The sequence below is a fragment of the Paenibacillus lycopersici genome, assembly GCF_010119935.1.
Taxonomy (GTDB): domain Bacteria; phylum Bacillota; class Bacilli; order Paenibacillales; family Paenibacillaceae; genus Paenibacillus_Z; species Paenibacillus_Z lycopersici.
The window spans coordinates 2,294,572-2,311,186 of sequence record NZ_CP048209.1 but is presented as its reverse complement, the minus strand read 5'-3'; the positions used below and the strand labels follow the sequence as shown (position 1 = coordinate 2,311,186).

Annotated in this window: 13 protein-coding genes; 2 read left to right on the top strand and 11 right to left on the bottom strand. The window is 62.3% G+C overall.

Annotated elements, in window-relative coordinates; translation table 11 throughout:
• Positions 1–35: 35 nt before the first annotated feature.
• From GXP70_RS10000 to GXP70_RS09970, 7 genes are all read right to left on the bottom strand, one after another.
• Positions 36–2,279 (bottom strand): transglutaminase-like domain-containing protein, encoded by a 2,244-nt coding sequence (locus GXP70_RS10000; RefSeq protein ID WP_162356302.1) that lies wholly within the window; start codon positions 2,277–2,279, stop codon positions 36–38.
• Positions 2,276–3,532 (bottom strand): DUF58 domain-containing protein, encoded by a 1,257-nt coding sequence (locus tag GXP70_RS09995; RefSeq protein WP_162356301.1) that lies wholly within the window; start codon positions 3,530–3,532, stop codon positions 2,276–2,278. Before GXP70_RS09995 ends, GXP70_RS10000 begins: the two co-directional genes overlap by 4 nt.
• A gap of 5 nt (positions 3,533–3,537) precedes the next feature.
• A complete protein-coding gene (locus tag GXP70_RS09990; RefSeq protein WP_162356300.1) occupies positions 3,538–4,494 on the bottom strand; it encodes an AAA family ATPase in 957 nt (318 codons plus the stop codon).
• A gap of 172 nt (positions 4,495–4,666) precedes the next feature.
• Positions 4,667–5,017, bottom strand: a complete 351-nt coding sequence (gene spoVAE / locus GXP70_RS09985) for a stage V sporulation protein AE (protein WP_162356299.1) — start codon at positions 5,015–5,017, stop codon at positions 4,667–4,669.
• A gap of 23 nt (positions 5,018–5,040) precedes the next feature.
• Positions 5,041–6,057, bottom strand: coding sequence for a stage V sporulation protein AD (spoVAD, locus tag GXP70_RS09980; protein ID WP_162356298.1), 1,017 nt, complete (start codon positions 6,055–6,057; stop codon positions 5,041–5,043).
• A 2-nt stretch (positions 6,058–6,059) separates the two neighbouring features.
• The gene (spoVAC, locus tag GXP70_RS09975; protein WP_162356297.1) at positions 6,060–6,512 is read right to left on the bottom strand and encodes a stage V sporulation protein AC; all 453 of its coding nucleotides are present in this window, start codon (positions 6,510–6,512) and stop codon (positions 6,060–6,062) included.
• 452 nt (positions 6,513–6,964) lie between these two features.
• A complete protein-coding gene (locus GXP70_RS09970; RefSeq protein ID WP_162356296.1) occupies positions 6,965–8,236 on the bottom strand; it encodes a substrate-binding domain-containing protein in 1,272 nt (423 codons plus the stop codon).
• A gap of 170 nt (positions 8,237–8,406) precedes the next feature.
• Here GXP70_RS09970 and GXP70_RS09965 point away from each other — a divergent pair, with 170 nt between their 5' ends.
• Positions 8,407–11,574: a beta-galactosidase gene (locus GXP70_RS09965; protein ID WP_162356295.1), complete on the top strand. Its 3,168-nt coding sequence runs from the start codon at positions 8,407–8,409 to the stop codon at positions 11,572–11,574.
• A 236-nt stretch (positions 11,575–11,810) separates the two neighbouring features.
• Here the strand turns inward: GXP70_RS09965 and GXP70_RS09960 are convergent, their stop codons facing one another.
• The 3 genes from GXP70_RS09960 to GXP70_RS09950 form a co-directional block, all read right to left on the bottom strand.
• On the bottom strand, positions 11,811–12,386 hold the full coding sequence (locus tag GXP70_RS09960) for a nitroreductase family protein (RefSeq protein ID WP_162356294.1): 576 nt from the start codon (positions 12,384–12,386) through the stop codon (positions 11,811–11,813).
• A 184-nt stretch (positions 12,387–12,570) separates the two neighbouring features.
• Entirely contained in the window at positions 12,571–13,410 is an 840-nt protein-coding gene (locus tag GXP70_RS09955) for a sugar phosphate isomerase/epimerase family protein (RefSeq protein ID WP_162356293.1), read from the bottom strand.
• A gap of 72 nt (positions 13,411–13,482) precedes the next feature.
• A complete protein-coding gene (locus GXP70_RS09950; protein ID WP_162360400.1) occupies positions 13,483–14,553 on the bottom strand; it encodes a Gfo/Idh/MocA family protein in 1,071 nt (356 codons plus the stop codon).
• A gap of 124 nt (positions 14,554–14,677) precedes the next feature.
• On the opposite strand from GXP70_RS09950, the gene GXP70_RS09945 reads away from it, so the two are divergent.
• Positions 14,678–15,547, top strand: coding sequence for a helix-turn-helix domain-containing protein (locus GXP70_RS09945; protein WP_162356292.1), 870 nt, complete (start codon positions 14,678–14,680; stop codon positions 15,545–15,547).
• A gap of 102 nt (positions 15,548–15,649) precedes the next feature.
• Here GXP70_RS09945 and GXP70_RS09940 read toward each other — a convergent pair whose 3' ends face one another.
• Complete coding sequence (locus GXP70_RS09940; RefSeq protein WP_162356291.1) at positions 15,650–16,528, bottom strand: phytanoyl-CoA dioxygenase family protein; 879 nt, start codon at positions 16,526–16,528, stop codon at positions 15,650–15,652.
• Between the last annotated feature and the right edge of the window lie 87 nt (positions 16,529–16,615).

The following is a 16,615-nucleotide window of genomic DNA, read 5'->3' as shown; positions in this document are numbered from 1 at the left end:
GGCTGCTTGCGCATCCGATGCCGGCCCAATAAGCGTCAACCGATATGCTCGCGGATTTGCTTCATCATGGCGCTGGCCCGGTCCGCTTCCTCCTGGGTCATCGCCTGACGGCTGTACATCGCTTTCTCGAACGCGTCCTGCACGACGGCGAATTGCGGCTGCAGCGACGTCAGCCGCGTCGACCAGCGGCCCATCGTTTCCCGCACCGTTTCGTTGTGCTCCACGTCCATCCCTTTCTTGCGGCAATACTTGATCAGCCGGTTCGTCTCGCCGACGATCCGCGCATTGACGGTGTCCGACCTGCCGCGGTAACGGCGAACGAGCGCCGGGAACGAGCGGTAAGCGTAGAACGCGAGCGCCAGCGCCAAAGCGCCGGCGGCCGTCCAGAACATCCAGGGCTTCACATCGAAGCCGCCGGTTTCTTCGGCCGGCTCGTCGACCGCGGCGATATCCGTCGCAACGACGTCATCCGTGACCGGAGCCGGTTCGTCCTTCGGCAGCGCGTACGGGTAAGAGAAGCCCGGCGTCGCTTCGAACGGCAGCCATCCGTAGTCGTTGAAATAGATTTCGACCCAGGAATGGGCGTCCGCATTGCGGACGGTATAGGCGCCCGCTCCGTCCGGGTTCGAGTTTGCGCTCGGATAGCCCTGCAGCCGCCGCTGCATCTCTTCGTTGCCCGGCAAGCTGCCGGAGGAGTAGCCTTTCACCCATCTTGCCGGAATGCCGAGCGAGCGCGCCATGACAGCCAAGCTCGTCGAGAAATAATCGCAATAGCCTTCCTTGATTTCGAACAGGAACGCGTCGACGAAGTCTTTGCTCGACTTCTTCCCGAGGTCGGGCGTGTTCGTATATTGATAATGCAATTGCAAGTAGTTGACCAGCGCCTCGACTTTATCGTACGGCGTCGCGGCGTCCTGCGTAATTTGCTTGGCGAGCGCGCTTACGCGATCCGGAAGATTGTCTGGCAGCTCGGTGTAGACCGAACTGACGGCTTCCGCCGCGGGCTTGACGGCCGAACCGCCGCGCAGCTTATTCTCGTCCAGCACGGGCACCTTGGATTCGATCATATACGATTTCGGATAGTGAACCGACGCCGATTTCGGCATCCGCAGCTCCCATGAATCGGGCAGCCAGCCGAGCGCCGGGAACGATTCCTTGCTTTCGTTGATCGAGGTCACCTCGGAGATCGGCCCCGCGCCGAACAGCACGGGAAACTTGTCTTTCCGTTCCATCGTGACCGTCTGCGTAATCGTCTCCGTCGCCGCGGATGACGGCACGCCGTTCACTTGAAGCGGCTGTCCCGACACGATCCCCTTCAGCGGCTCCTCCTGCTTCTCGTCGGCGGATTCCAGCCAGCCTGTGCCGTTGTAGAACGCCCGCGTCTCGCCGCGCCAGTAGCTCTTCTTCGTCGTGACGACCGTCATGACCGGCGTATAGTCGAACGTGAACCCGCCGCCGAGCACGCCGTCGTTCCGGCTGTAGCCCGAGCGGGTATCGGCGTTGTTCTTGGCGATGGCGATAACGACGGCCTTGTCGCCGACGAAGGTCGTAACGGTCTCGCCGCGCGATGCTTTCCAGGCCGTGTACGGATCCGTCAGCATCGGCCTGATGGTCGGCACGAACAGTCCTGCCGCCATCACGAGCGTAAGGATGAACAGAATCGGAACGAACAGGCTGAGCGGATATTCCAGCAGCTGCGCCCAATTGTCGGGATGGCGGCTCTTGAATCCGGCGAAATGGCTGGCGACCAGCCAGCCAAGGCCGATAAACACGATCCAGGCGATTTCTTCCCACAAATAAATCGGCGTAAAGATCGAATCGGCCACCGTGAGGGAGAGAATCGCCGTCCCGACGATTAACAGCATGTAGCCTCGTTTGCGGCGCAGGCTCACGATCATATGGAACGCGGCCAATATGCCGAGGCTGATCCACAGGTACGGATTCAGCTCGCCGAATTGGTTGCCGATCCAATACATCCAGTTCAGCAAATGCCTGCGGGTGCCGACGAAAGGCTGCCATTCGAAATGGGCATACGAGACGTTCAGCCAGACGAGGGCGGCCAGCTGCGCGCCGATCGACAAGTATTTGTTCGGAATGAGCACATTCGCCAAGGCCGCCGCGAGCAGCACGCCGTTCACGATCGCGAACGTCTCCATCCACCAATAATCGCCCAAGCAGCGAATCCATTGATATATCATCAGCGCGGCGAAGACCGCGCTGATCTTGCGGTAGAGGCCAACGGTCAGCCAGCGCGCGAAGACGCGTCGAACGGCGGTCATACCCGGCCTCCTTCCAGCGCTTCCGGCAGCTCCTGCAGCTTGCCGATCGCGTAGACGGTGAAGCCGCTGCGGCGGAGCAGGCGCAGCCACTCGCCGGAACGAATGTCGCTGACCTTGCTGCCGCGGCCTTCGTCGTCGCGCTTCAAATGCACGAGCACCGGCACGACGCCCGTCCGGCTCAGCCATTCCATCGCGCGAATCGTCTCTTCGCCGGTCTGCGGGCTGACGATGATGACGAACGAGCCCGCTCCCGCGAGCGCGCCGGATTGGCGCAGCGCGCGGTACAACGGCTGGTCGCCGTCCGCCTGCACGCGCACGAGATGCTTCATCATCAGCTCGCGCTGATCGCCGGAGGCGTTCGGGGCGTAGCCTTCATGCTTCGCGCCGACGGAGATCAGGCCGACCGCCGTCGACCGCCGATAGCCGAACTCGAGCAGCGAGGCCGCGGCCGACACCGCGAGCTCGAATTGGCTCTTGTGCTCGTACGCGCCGTGGAACCGGTCCAGCATGACGATGATGCGCGGCAGCGATTCGCGCTCGAACTCCTTCGACTTCCATTGCCCGGTCTTCGCCGTCGCGTTCCAATGGATGCGGGAGAGCCGGTCGCCGTAAATATACTCGCGGACGCCGTTGATCTGCGTCGTTTCTTTCGAGGACGTGCGCGCGACGGACGTCGAGAACGGTCCCTTGAAGCCGCGCTGCATCTGCCGCCATTCGCGGATGGCCGCCGTGCGGGGGTAGACGCTGAACGGAACCGACGATTCGAACGTTCCCTTATGCTCGAACAAGCCGAAGATATCGCGCGTGGAGCATTCCGTCGATTCAAAATGGTACATGCCGCGCTCCAGCGGCGGCGTCACATAGTTGATCGAGCCCGCCCGGCGGTAGTTCGGCACGAACGACGCCTCGAACGGGACGACCGTGCCGTTCTGGGCGACGAGCCGGTCGCGGACGAGCACGTAAGGAATCGGCCAGAAGCCGGGAAGCTGCACGTCGATGTTCACTTCGAGCCGCGTGCCCGCGACGAGCGCCTGTTCCGACAGCGTATTGGCGCCGCTCTTCAGCTTCCGTTCGCCGGACACTTGGGCAATGCCGCTCCATCGGCCGAAGACCAAATAAACGAGCAGCACGTTGAAGATGCAGAAGAGCATCAGCGACGTTTTGCCGCCCTGGAACAGGACGAACAACAAGGAAGATAGATAGATAATGCCGATCAGCCGCCACCGATATAACGCCGCTTTCGCCGTCAGCATACGCGTTAACGCTCCATTCGGACGGGTACGCTCGTGTCGCGGACGACCGCTTGCACGACTTCTTCGGCCTTCAGGCCGTTCATGCGGGATTCGGTGTGCAGGATAATCCGGTGCGCGAGTACCGGGGAGGCCAGCTGCTTAACGTCGTCGGGAATGACATAATCGCGTTCCTGCAAGTACGCGCATGCCCTTACGGCCGCCGTCAGCGAGATCGCCGCCCGCGGACTCGCGCCGAGCTGCACGCCGGCATGCTCGCGCGTGCCGCGGATAATGCGGACGATGTATTCCGCCACGGCGTTGTCGAGATGCACCCGCTTCACTTCTTCCATCATCAGCGCGACCTGGGCCGAGGTGACGACGGGCTCGAGCAGCTCGGCAGGCGATGTCGCGTTCGGGGAAACGATCATTTGACGCTCGGTCGCGGCATCGGGATAGCCGAGCGAGATTTTCATCATGAACCGGTCCAGCTGCGCTTCCGGCAGCGTATACGTGCCGTCGAACTCGATCGGGTTCTGCGTGGCGATCATCGTGAAAGGCACCGGCAAATCGTACGTGTCGCCGTCGACGGTCACTTGACGTTCTTCCATCGCCTCCAGCAGCGCGGACTGCGTCTTCGTCGTCGCGCGGTTGATCTCGTCGACCAAAACCAGGTTCGCCATTACGGGACCCGGACGGAATATGAAACTCTCATGTTTGGGATGATAGATGGCAACGCCGGTAATATCGGAAGGCAGCAGGTCGGGATTGCACTGGATGCGCCGAAATTGGCCGCCGATCGTGCGGGCAAGCGCCTTCACGAGCTGCGTCTTTCCCGTTCCCGGGACATCCTCAATAAGCACATGGCCGCCGGCCAGCAGCGCCGTCAACAGCCGTTCGATTTCGGAACGTTTTCCCAGGATGCAGCTTTCCAGATTGCGGCGAATTTCATTGCTTAAGCGGTATTCGGCCGTACGAGTCTCCATGAACATTCCTCCCGGAAAAAGGCTAACTAGTTGTAGAGTCGCTAGTCCTACTATTTTACAGAAAATCCATTCCTGCGTATAGCCGCACTTCCGCCAAAAAAAATTGGAGATTCCCACAGGGAACCTCCAAAGCCGCACTCTTACGCGCTTGCCTGCTTGCCTATAGATGAAGCTACCCTTTCGGTCTGACGGCGACCGCCGCCAGGAAGGAGAAAATGATCGCCGCGGATATGCCCGCGCTCGTGATATCGAATATCCCGGTAATCACTCCGATCCAGCCGTCGCGGTGCAGCTCCGTGATCGCCCCGTGAACGAGCGCGTTGCCGAAGCTCGTGATCGGCACCGTCGCGCCGGCGCCGGCGAACTTGATCAGCGGATCGTACAAGCCGACGCCGTCCACGACCGCGCCCGCCACGACGAGCACCGCCATCGTATGCGCCGGCGTCAGCTTGACGACGTCGAACAGCAGCTGCCCGATCAGGCAGATGGCGCCGCCCACGATAAAAGCCCACAAATATATCATGCTGCTCTGCTCCTTTCCTGCCGTTAATTGTGCATCGGACTTTCGAGCGCCACGGCATGGGCGATGCAAGGGATCGATTCGCCCTGCTGGTACGACAGCGGCGACAGCAGCGCGCCCGTCGCGCAGACGAGAATCCGCTTCAGCTCGCCTTTCTGCAGCCGTTTCAGCAGGTGGCCGTAGGTGACGACCGCGGAACAGCCGCAGCCGCTTCCGCCCGCTTGCACCTTCTGCTTCTGCACGTCGTACACCATGAGGCCGCAGTCGCCGAACACCGTCTCCTCCATCGGCACGCCGTCTCTCGCGAACAAATCCTTGGCGATGCCGTGACCGACCGTGGCAAGGTCGCCCGTCACGATGAGGTCGTAATCCTTCGGCTGCCTGCCGGTATCGTTGAAATGCGTCGTCAGCGTGTCCACCGCCGCCGGCGCCATCGCCGCTCCCATGTTGAACGGATCCGTAATGCCGAGATCGACGATCTTGCCGAGCGTCGCGCATTCCACGATCGGGCCTTCGCCGTCCGGCGCCACGACGACCGCGCCAGCGCCCGTCACGGTGTACTGCGCGGTCGGCGGCTTCTGCGAGCCGTATTCCGTCGGGTAGCGGAACTGCTTCTCCGCCGTGCAGTTATGGCTGCATGTGCCTGCGAGCACGTATTGTCCGTTGCCGGAATTGACGATCAGCGAGGCGATCGCGAGCGACTCCATGGAGGTGGAGCAGGCGCCGAACACCCCGAGATAAGGCGCGCCGATCGTCCTGGCCGCGAAGCTGTTGCTGATGATCTGGTTCATGAGATCGCCGCCGACGTAGAACTGCAGCTGCTGCTTGTTGACTTTCGCCTTCTCCAGCGCCAGCTCGGACGCCTGCTCCAGCAGGAGCCGCTCCGCCTTCTCCCAGCTCTTCTGCTGCATGTCCAGCTCCGGATGCACGAGATCGAAGTCGGCGGCGAGCGGACCGTCCCCCTCGTCGGGGCCGACGACGGTCGCCGCTCCGATGATGACGGGGCGCTGATCGAACCACCAGGTTTGTTTTCCGCGCAGCATGGTCAGTGTCCCTCGATTCCGAAAATCAAATAGACGAGGCCGACGAAGAACGCGGCCACGACGCCGAAGACGATGACCGATCCGGCCAGCTTGAACATGTTGGCGCCGACGCCGAGGACGAGGCCTTCGGCGCGGTGCTCCAGCGCCGCGGAGCACATGGAGTTGGCGAAGCCGGTTACCGGTACGGCCGTGCCGGCGCCCGCCCACTGCGCGATTTTGTCATAGACCCCCAGACAGGTCAGGATGACGGAGATGAGAATCAGCACGGCGACCGTCGGATTGCCCGCCGCCTGCCGGGACATATGGAACCCGTAAATGAACACTTCGGAAATCGCTTGTCCGACGATGCAGATCAGGCCGCCGATGAGAAAAGCCCGCACGCAGTTGGCGAGGATCGACCTGGACGGTTCCCGTTGCTTGGCATAATTCTGATATTCTTTAGGCGACATGGTCATCTTCTTGTATTTGGATTGTCCTGCGCTCTTGGTTGCGATGATTGCGCCCTCCTTTTGTTTATTTGCATGAAGTATGTGTCAAACGAGAGCGGCTTATGCCAAGATTGTCATATGCCTCGCCGGGAGGCGGCGGCCAGCGCGAATAGCGCCCGCGATCTCGGCGGGCGCTGTCGCTGCGGGCGCTATACGGCATGCTGGTGTTTCGTATCGCTAAAGTCAGAACAGAATCGCCGCGAGCAGCAGCACGACGAGCAGAACGAACAGGACGAGCGCCAGCAGGACGAACTCGCTAACGGTTTTTAATCCCCATTGCATGACGGAAACTCCTCTCGGCCAAGGCTTACCGGCCGTCGCCGCCCTTGAGCGGCGCGCTTCGTTCCGGAATAGGCATCTGCTGTACAATATGCGGACAATTGCGGATACGAGCGTTGTCCCGGGGACAATTATTCGCGTTAACCGGAATGCCTGACGATAAGCCTCGCGGAAAGGATGATCTTCTCCGGCTGCGCCTCGGGCTGCCGCAGCTTGCGCGCGAACGCCTCCACGGCACGAATGCCGAGCGTTTCCTTGGCGAGATCGACGGTCGTCAGCGGTACCGCCGCGCTCATCGCGGCGGCCGTGTTGTCGATGCCGACGACGCGGGCGTGATCGGCCAGCCCGCGTCCCTGCAGCACCTCCAGCAGATGAATGGCCAGATCGTCGTTCGCGCATACGAAGCCGTCCGGCAGCCCCTCCGCCAGCGCCGCGTCCAGCTTGCGCTCCATCGCCGCCTGGCAGACCGCCATGGCCGTGCTGCCGTAAGGCACGGTCCACTTCTTCAGCTGCACGGGCGGCATGCCCGCCGAGCCGCTGTGACGCGCGCCGCCGGGCTCCTTCACATCGTCCAGCGACTGGCGGCAGCCCCACCATCGTTCGCGGAAGCTGACGGCGAAGCTGTCGCGCCCGATGAACGCGATGCGGCGGCAGCCCTGCGACAGCAGATGGCGGCAAGCCATCCGCCCGGCTTCGGCGTTCGCGTTCAGCACCGCGTCGGCGCCGATCAGCGGTTCTTCGTTATCCGCAAGCACGATCGGCAAGCCCAGGCGCTTGAGGCGCAGCAGCATATCGAGCGGACAATTGCCCGCGACGATGAACCCGGCCGGCGCGCCGGCGGCGTCCCGCGCTGCCGGTCCAGCGTCGGCGGCCTCCTCCGGCAGGCCCCCCGCTTCGAGCTCCGGCGGATTCGTGCCTCCGGGGCCGTAGGTGAAGAAGAACGGCCGAAGCCCTTGCAGCCGGCAGCCGGCCTCAAGCCCTTCCCGCACGCGCAGCCAGAAGCTCGATTCCTGGCTATGGCGCTCGTCCAGCCCGATGAACAGCACCTGCGACGGCGGGGCGGCAGCCGCGGGCGGGCTTCCCTGCCCCGCTTGAATTCGCGGCTGCGACGGCTTGCTTGGGTGCGACGGCGCGTGCTGCGCCGGCGGCTGCGGCTGCACCGGAAGCTTCGGATGCGGCGATGCCTGCATGGGCTGCGCTGCCGCCTCGATCTGCGCCGGCTCCGGGGCGGGCTTCCGCTTCCCGGTCCTGGCGGACGGCTTGACGGCGTATCCGAGCGCGCCTGCCAGCGCCGTTACTTCTCTTCGGGTCGCTTCGCTGACGCCGGGCTTGCCGGCAAGCGCCTGCGAAACGGTATATTTGGATACGCCCAGACGGTCGGCAAGCTGCTGCATCGATAGTTTTCCCGCCACTGCGCATCGCTCCTTTACTCCAAAATAAACGTTAGGCCGAGCAGTTGACTTTTCTTTATTTTAGCTCTAAAGTAGCCGCGGATAAAGCGTTTGACACCTAACAAACCTAACAATTTCATGCAAATCGTGGGCGATCCTATCACTTACACACGGAGAGGCAGTGAACGAACGTGAGCAACCGAATTCTATTCTATGACGAGCATTTCCCTTATGCGGGCGAGCGGCCGAGCGCGGCTGCGATCGCAAGACTGCAAGAAACGTTCACGATCGTCGATGCGTCCGGTCTTGCCGGGGCGCTGCAGGATGCGAGCGTCTATGTCCACCTGCACGGACCGTATTTCCCGAAATCCGCTTGGCCGGCGATTCTTGCCCATGCCGGCGCAGGCAAAGGGCTGGTCGCGGCAGGCGGCGCGCCGTTCAAGACGCCGGTGACGGGTGCGGCCGGCAGCTGGCAGGCGGAGCCTGACCAGACGGCTTACCATCAGCAGCTCTACATTCACGAAGCGCTGCCTGTCGGTACGGAAGGCGCAGCCAAGTTGGCGGCCAACCGCGACATCGCGCTTATGGAGGGCTATGAATCGCTCTTCGCGATCGCGCCGACGTACGGACTCGTCCTGCACGTGACCCGCGCGGACGACTGTCCCGGGCAGCAGAACGGCTCCGCCGGCCCGATGGACGCGCATATTTACCCGCTCCTGAGAGGCATCAGCGGCGACGGGCTGGAACGCGAACGGACCGCGCCCGTCGTGCTGATCGAGCATACCAAAGGCCAATTCGCGGGCAGCCGGATGATCTTCGTGAACCAGCAGCTCGGCGCCGGGTTCTGGTCGGGCAACGGCGCGGAAGGGCTCGCGAAGTGGGCGAATTTCGCCGCTTCCGGCGTGACCGAGCTGTGGCTGAAGCCGAACTACGGCTCTTACGAGCTTGGCGAGCGCCCGGTCCTGATGCTGCAAGGCCAGCAGCTGCTGCAAACGCGCACGGAGCGCGTCAGCTCGCGGACGGCGGCCTGGACCTTCAACGTTCGCGTCCTGAAGGCGGTTAACAGCGAAGCCGGGCAATCGGTCCCTTCGTTCGACTACGACAACGGCGGCTTTAACGAAGTATGGCGCACGGAAACGACGCTCGAGATCGGACGCGAGCTGGTCATTCGGCGCATCGCGGCTCCGCTCGAAATGGAAGCCGGCTTCTATACGGTGGAATGCGAAGCCGTCTCGCCTGACGGCGAACGCCGATTGCTTCGCCAAGGGTTCTGGGGCATGGACCGCGCGCTGCTGGAATCCGGCGAGATGATCTCGTGCGACCGCGATTATTTCATCAAGAACGGCCGTCCGCTGCCGATCGTCGGCATGACGTACATGACGAGCGACGTCGCGCGCAAATACTTGTTCCTGCCGAACGCGGCCGTCTGGGACCGCGACATCGCCCAAATGAAGCGAGCCGGCATCAATTCCATCCGGACGGGGATCTGGACGGCATGGCGCCACATCATGTTCGTCGACGGCCACCCGTACGAGGAAGTGCTTCGCGCGATCGACGCGCTCTTCCTGACGGCCAAGCGCCACGACATGGAAGTGACGTTCAACTTCTTCGCCTTCACGCCGGAAGCGTGGGAAGGCGTCAATCCTTACCTCGACCCGCGCAGCGTGGAAGCGCAGAAGCGGTTCATCGCGGCCATCGTATCGCGCCATGCGCAATCGAAGCATGTGCACTGGGACCTCATCAACGAGCCGTCCATGTTCGATCCGAAGCGGGTGTTCAGCGGCGGACCGCGCTCCGCGCATGATTCGTTCGAGCATGCGGCTTACCTGGAATGGCTGGAGGCGCGCCACGGCTCGATCACGGTGCTGCAGGAACGCTGGAACATGACGCCGGCCGAGCTGCCGTCCTTCGCGGCCGTCAAGCTGCCGGAACCGGACGACATCGCCTTCCGTACGACCGAAGTGCTCGAGAAGCGCGGCGGTCCTTGGCTCGATTACACGCTGTTCTCGATGGACATGCACAACCGCTGGGCGTCCCAGCTGGTCGAAACGATCCGCGCCATTCAGCCGAAGCAGCTCGTGACCGTCGGCCAGGACGAAGGGCTCGGCGCGCAGCGTCCGTCGCCGTTCTTCTATGCGGAAGCGGTCGACTATACGACGGTTCACTCCTGGTGGCTGATGGACGATCTCGTCTGGGACGGCGTCTTCTCGAAAGCGCCGGACAAGCCGAACCTCATTCAGGAAACCGGCATCATGTACGTCGAGACGCCGGACGGCCGCGCCAAGCGCACCGAGGAAGAGCTGCGCAACATCCTGGAGCGCAAGTACGCCTACGCCTTCTCGACGGGCGGCGCCGGCGCGGTGCAGTGGATCTGGAACATCAACTTCTACATGCACAATATCAACGAATCGCATATCGGCGCCGTGCGCGCGGACGGCACCGAGAAGCCGGAAGCGAACGTCTCCTACGACTTCGGCGCCTTCATGGGCGAGATCCGCGATCTGTTCGCGGACCGCAAGCTGGAGGACGTGGCCGTCATCTACCCGTACTCCAACGACTTCTCGAACCGCTCGCTGGCGAACGCGGCGACGACCCGCGCGATCCGCACGCTGTCGTACGCGATGAACGTTCATGCGTTCGGCCTCGGCGAGTACCAGCTCGAATCGCTGGCGGCGACGAAACCGAAGCTGATCATCGTGCCGAGCGCGCACAATTTCAGCGCCCGGGCGCTCGAAGCGTTGACGTCCCATGTCGAAACGCACGGCGGCACGCTGCTCTTCACCGGCCCGCTCGGCCTCGACGAATACTGGCGCCCGGTGCAGGCGCAAGCGAACGCGCTCGGCTTCGGCGCCGTCGGCAACCTGCTCCGCGAGGAGCTGCTGGAGCTGAACGGCAAGCTGCTGCCGGTATCGTTCGGCGGCACCCGCATCGCGGACAGCTGCAAAGGGCTGCCTGCTTCGGCCGAAGGCGGTCCTGCGAAGCTGCATGACGTGCAGCTCGGCGCCGGCCGCCTGCTCTACTGCCCGCTGCCGATCGAGCTGAACGAGCGTCTCGAGCCGCTTCAAGCGGTATACGGCCAGGCGCTGGCGCAGGCCGGCGTCGAAACCGAGCTGGAATGGCTGCACGGCGGCGAGCTCCCCGGCGTATATGGACGGAAGCTGTCGTTCGCGTCCGGCTCGCTGTACATCTTCGTCTCCGAATTCGGCTGCGATGCGGCGATCGAGGTTCGCGACCCGCAATCCGGCGCGGCATACGCGTTCACGCTTCCGCAGGAGCGGACCGTGATGTTCGCCGCGGACGCGCAGGGCAAGCTGCTTGCCGTGTACCGTCCGACCGAAGTGACGGTAGACGTCCGCTAGATCTTGCAGAGCTTGTTGTAAATAACGTAGAGGCGAGTGGGTTCCGATTGCGGAACGTCACTCGCCTCTTTGTTTAGCATTGTCTTCATGTCAGACTTCATGCCGATCAGACTTCGTATCGATCAAGCTTCGTATGAATCAAGCTTCATATCAATCAAGCTTCATATCAACCGGGCTTTGTATCTCCCAAGCTCAGTATCGATCGGGCATCCGTTCATTAACCTGCTGCATATCGACTAGGCCTCGATCCACGTCGTCTTGCCGGCCGCCGGGGAACGCTTGCCCTGCGCAGGCGTCATGTCGGGCACGCCGATATACAGGAAGCCGAGCATCTTGTCCTGCGGACGCAAGCCGAACGCTTCATTCATCAGCGGATGGAAGCAAGGCTCGCCGGTTCTCCATACGGCGCCCAGGCCGAGCGCGTGCACGGTCAGCGCCATGTTCTGAATGGCCGCGAAGACGGCGCCGTATTCTTCAAGCTCGATGACGTCGCGCCGTTCCACAGGAGCGACCGCAATGCCGGTGACGACCGGCGCGCGGCGCGATTTGGCGTGCGCGTCCGCCGTCTTCGTCTCGATCACCGCCGCGTCCGCGCCTTCGCCCGCCTGATGCACGGCGATATTCGCCAGCGCTCGGCCCAGCTTCGCGCGGCCTTCGCCGCTCATGACGAAGAATTGCCAAGGCTCCGTCAGCCGGTGGTTCGGCGCCCATGTACCCGCTTCCAATATTTGTTCGATCGTTTCCTTGGCAATCGGCTCCTGCGTCACTTTGCCGATGCTCCGTCTCGTGCGAATCGCTTCGATCACGTTCATGCGCTCTCTCCCATTTCCTGTCGTAGTTAATAGATTCATTGTAGCATACCTAAGCTCCATAATTGAATCGGCCGTTGACGCGCATGCGAGACTAGTCCCGGCCGCTGCCCGCAAAAAATCCCGCAGGACGGCTTCCGGCCGCCATGCGGGACATACGAGAACGGCTTGCGCCAATGATTATTCCTTACGCCAGGCCGGCAGCCTGATAGACTTTGTCGAAGCCGGCTTTGGAGCGCTCCAGCAGCGCTTCCGACGAAGCCGCGGGCGCTTCCTTCGTCAGGATTTCCTGCGTGACGGAGCCTTTGTAGCCGATCGCGTTCAGCGCCTTCAGGAAGCCGCCCAGATCGATCACGCCTTCGCCCGGATAGAGACGTCCGTTGTCGAGCACCTCTTCCACCGGAAGGTCCGGCGCGTCGTTGATATGGACATGCACGATTTGATCCGGCGTCAGGGCTTCGATGTCAGCGAGCGTATGGCCGTTCGTGTACCAGTGGTACGAATCGAACAGCAGGCCGACGTTCGGCTCGCCGATCGCGTCGATCCAGTCCAGCGTCTCGTGCATCGTCCACAGGAACGGGTTCGCCCATGCCGTGCGCAGGTGATGCGGGCCGACGAATTCGAGGCCGAGGCGAATGCCGTAAGCGCCGAGAATTTGCGCGCATGTGCGCAGTCTGCGCGTGGCGATCACCGTGAAATGCGCCGCTTTGAAATCCGTTGCCGGCAGAATGTACGTGCAGCAGCTGCGGCAGCCGAGCGCGGCCGCGGCCGCGGCATCTTCCGCCAGCTTGGCCAGTCCGGCGCGGAACGTCTCTTCCGACTGGCGCCACTCGACCGACAGGCCGATGGAGCCGATCGTGACGTTATTGTCGGCCAGCAGCTTGCGCGCGGCTTCGAGGCCGTTGCGGTCGATCAAGCCTTTGGCATCGATGTCGACCGTTTGAAATCCGTGTTCGCCGGCAAGCGCGATGAAACGCTCGTCGCTGCCGATGCTGCCGAGTCCGGCGCGGGAAAGTCCTCTCAACATATGAATCCGCCTCCAATGGAATATAGAATCTTGTTTCTATACATCTACTTCAATACGCTGGCGAGTACCGGTCTACAGGTTCCAATCCAATTTCACTTCATTGCCGGTGCGCGACGATTCATAGATCGCATCGAGCACCAGATTGTTCGTGAAGCCCGTGAGCGCCGACGTGATCGGCTGCTTGCCCGTCTTGATGCAGTCCAGGAAATGACGGCTGAGGCGCAGGCGCTCGTGCTCGTCGTTCTCCGGACGGGACAGCGCGATTTCCATCGGCTTGTCGAATTTCTCCGTCAGCAGCTTGCCGGTCGCGCCGCGATAGCTCGCGCCGCCTTCCGTGCCCATGAGATGCACGAACGGCGTATTGTCCGTATCCATGTGAACGGCCCAGCTTACTTCAAGCGTCAGCGTGCTGCCGTCTTCCATTTTGATAAGCGCCGTCGCCAGATCCTCGACATCGTACACGCCGTCCCAGTTCGGCTTGCCCCATGTGCCGATGCCCTTGCGCTTCGGCCCGAATTCCGCGTACGTCGAACCGAACACCGATACCGGCTTCGGATTGCCCATCAGATAGAGCGCCAGGTCCAGCATATGCACGCCGATATCGATCAGCGGGCCGCCGCCGGATTGATCCATGCGCGTAAACCAGGTGCCCCAGCCGGGAATGCCTTTGCGGCGGAACCAGCCGGTCTTGGCCGTGTAGATTTTGCCGAGCTCGCCCCGGTCGATCTGTGCCTTGATCTGCATCGGCACGGATTCCCAGCGCATCTGATGCCCCACCATGACGACCTTGTCGGACTTCTCGCTCGCTTTCAGTATCCGCTTGGCCGCCGCCGCGTTGATGCCCATCGGTTTCTCCAGCAGCACATGCTTGCCTGCCTCGATCGCCTGCAAGGCCAGCTCCGCGTGGAATTGATTCGGTACCCCGATGATGACCGCGTCAACGTCCGCGCTCTGAATGAGCGCCTCGGGAGATTCGAGCACGGCAGGAATGCCGAACTCGGCCGCGCGCTGCTCCGCCAGCGGGAGATATACGTCTGTAATCGCCGTTACTTCGCACAGGTCGCGCAGCTGCGTGAACTGCGAAGCGTGAACGCTGCCAATATTGCCGGCGCCGATGATGCCGATCCGAACCGCCATGTCCATCTTCCTCTCCGATTGCCTTCGCATGATAACGCTTGCTATCGTTTCTATGATAAGATAAACCTTGTAAAAAAGCTTGTCTCATATTTCGATAAACGTCCCATTTCTTCGGAGGACCGCGATTGCCATGACCCATTTTCCGGACTATTTGAAAACGTATCCGAACGCCGATACGCCGTTTCCTTTCCATATCGGCATCCATACGCTGGATCGCGGCTTCCGGGCGCACCGGCACGATTTTCTGGAGCTGTCCTACGTGATCGAAGGCCGCGGCTCCGAAGTCGTCAACAACGTCAGCCACGACATGGTGCCGGGCACGTTCACGTTCGTGCAGCCGTACCAGGTGCACGAAATCTTCACTGAGCCGGGCAGCACGCTGCTGTTGTACAATTGCATGTTCAGCATGGATCTGCTCATGGACGCGAACGCCCAAGGAGACGGGCTGGCCGAGCTGATCGAGCCGAGCCCGCTTCCGCCGTACACGACGTTTACCGGCACCATGGCGGCCCGTACGCGCTTCCTGATCGACGACATGATGCGGGAGTACAAGGGGAACGACCCTTGGCGGCTGACCATGCTGCAAGGCCGGCTGAAGGAGCTGCTCGTCTGCTTCGACCGCGAACGCAGGAAGCAGCAGCCGCTGACCGCCCCGCCGCCGGCCGCGTCGAAGCCCCATGCCTCCGTCTGGCCGATCATCCACTACATTCACCGCAATTATCAGGAAGACGTGACGCTGACGCAGCTGTCGGACCGCTTCGGCATGAGCGCGTCGCGGATCAGCGAAGTGATCAAGGAGAAGACCGGCCAGACGTTCGTCCACTTCCTGCAGGATCTCCGGCTGCGGCATGCGAGCGCCCTGCTCCTCTCGACGGATTTCAGCGTCGTGGAGGTCGCGCTCGAGGTCGGCTTCGGATCGTACAAGACGTTCGCCAAAATCTTCCGCGAACGCAAGGGCATGGCGCCGCTTGCGTACCGCAAAGCAAAGCGGCCCGTCTGATTGAAGGACGGGCCTTAACTTGGACGGCGAGTATCGGCAGCGACTACAGCGTCCCTGAACCGACGAGGCGCGCCACTCTCGCCGGAGGGATATACGCTCCGCTTAGACGCGGTGCAGCTTCCGCCCCTTCTCGTCCTTGACGGACTGCCACAAGCGCCGCCATTCCTCGGCGTCCGTCAGCACGCTTGCCGGATCCGAGGCGCTGCGCACGGGGAAGGACGGCTGGAACTCGCGGCCCGAATTCGCCCCCGTCTTGTGATAGCGCAGGTCGATCGACCAGCGCACGATGTCCGAGCGGTTGCCGATGCCACGGTGGGGCGTATATTTGTTCATGATGACGAGGCTGCCTTTCGTGCACTCCGCAAGCACGGGCTCCGCCTCCGGCAGCTTGTCGGGATCGATCATCGTCCCGCCTTCCGCGCGGTGGTCCAGATAGCCTTGCTTGAACACGCGGGGCATCACCTCCATGCAGCCCGTTTCCGCCGTCGCGTCGACGAGCGGCATCCAGAACGTAATGATCTCGGACGCTTCGGAATCGGGCGACGTCACGGCGCAATCCTGATGCCAGGGGACGTTTTGAAAATAATCCGGCTCGTCGCCCGCGTACTTCTTCGGCAGCTTCGCGCGCAGATGCTGGATCGGATTGCAGCTCAGCTCGCTGCCGAGCAGGCATTCCACGACGTCCAGCAGCTTGTCGCTGCCGAGATGCCGGAACATCGCTTCGCCCAGATAGGTCATAATATCCAGTCCCCTGCCGATCTCCCGGCAATCCCGGTACAAGCTCGCATACCGTTTCTCGAACGGCTCGTCCTCGTAAAGCGCTTGCAGTTTGCCTTCCGCCTTCAGCTTCCGCGCCCGATCGTCGATCTCCCGCCCGATCTCGTCAATGACCGGCTGCAGGTCGTCCGCGCTCAGCACGTCCGGCACGATCAGATACCCTTCCGTCTGGTACGTTATGATTTGTTCCACCGTTAATCGCATGCTCGCTTACCTCCATGATCGCTCTAGTGCTGGCATGAAACGCCATATCCTCATGGTATCAGCGCGGCAGAAGGCCTTGAAGGCACA

Bases quoted from the DNA above. Each gene is read 5' to 3' on its own strand.
- GXP70_RS10000 (WP_162356302.1), bottom strand. From the start codon at position 2,279: ATGACCGCCGTTCGACGCGTCTTCGCGCGCTGGCTGACCGTTGGCCTC.
- GXP70_RS09995 (WP_162356301.1), bottom strand. From the start codon at position 3,532: ATGCTGACGGCGAAAGCGGCGTTATATCGGTGGCGGCTGATCGGCATT.
- GXP70_RS09990 (WP_162356300.1), bottom strand. From the start codon at position 4,494: ATGGAGACTCGTACGGCCGAATACCGCTTAAGCAATGAAATTCGCCGC.
- spoVAE (WP_162356299.1), bottom strand. From the start codon at position 5,017: ATGATATATTTGTGGGCTTTTATCGTGGGCGGCGCCATCTGCCTGATC.
- spoVAD (WP_162356298.1), bottom strand. From the start codon at position 6,057: ATGCTGCGCGGAAAACAAACCTGGTGGTTCGATCAGCGCCCCGTCATC.
- spoVAC (WP_162356297.1), bottom strand. From the start codon at position 6,512: ATGACCATGTCGCCTAAAGAATATCAGAATTATGCCAAGCAACGGGAA.
- GXP70_RS09960 (WP_162356294.1), bottom strand. From the start codon at position 12,386: ATGAACGTGATCGAAGCGATTCGCACGAGACGGAGCATCGGCAAAGTG.
- GXP70_RS09955 (WP_162356293.1), bottom strand. From the start codon at position 13,410: ATGTTGAGAGGACTTTCCCGCGCCGGACTCGGCAGCATCGGCAGCGAC.
- GXP70_RS09950 (WP_162360400.1), bottom strand. From the start codon at position 14,553: ATGGACATGGCGGTTCGGATCGGCATCATCGGCGCCGGCAATATTGGC.
- GXP70_RS09945 (WP_162356292.1), top strand. From the start codon at position 14,678: ATGACCCATTTTCCGGACTATTTGAAAACGTATCCGAACGCCGATACG.
- GXP70_RS09940 (WP_162356291.1), bottom strand. From the start codon at position 16,528: ATGCGATTAACGGTGGAACAAATCATAACGTACCAGACGGAAGGGTAT.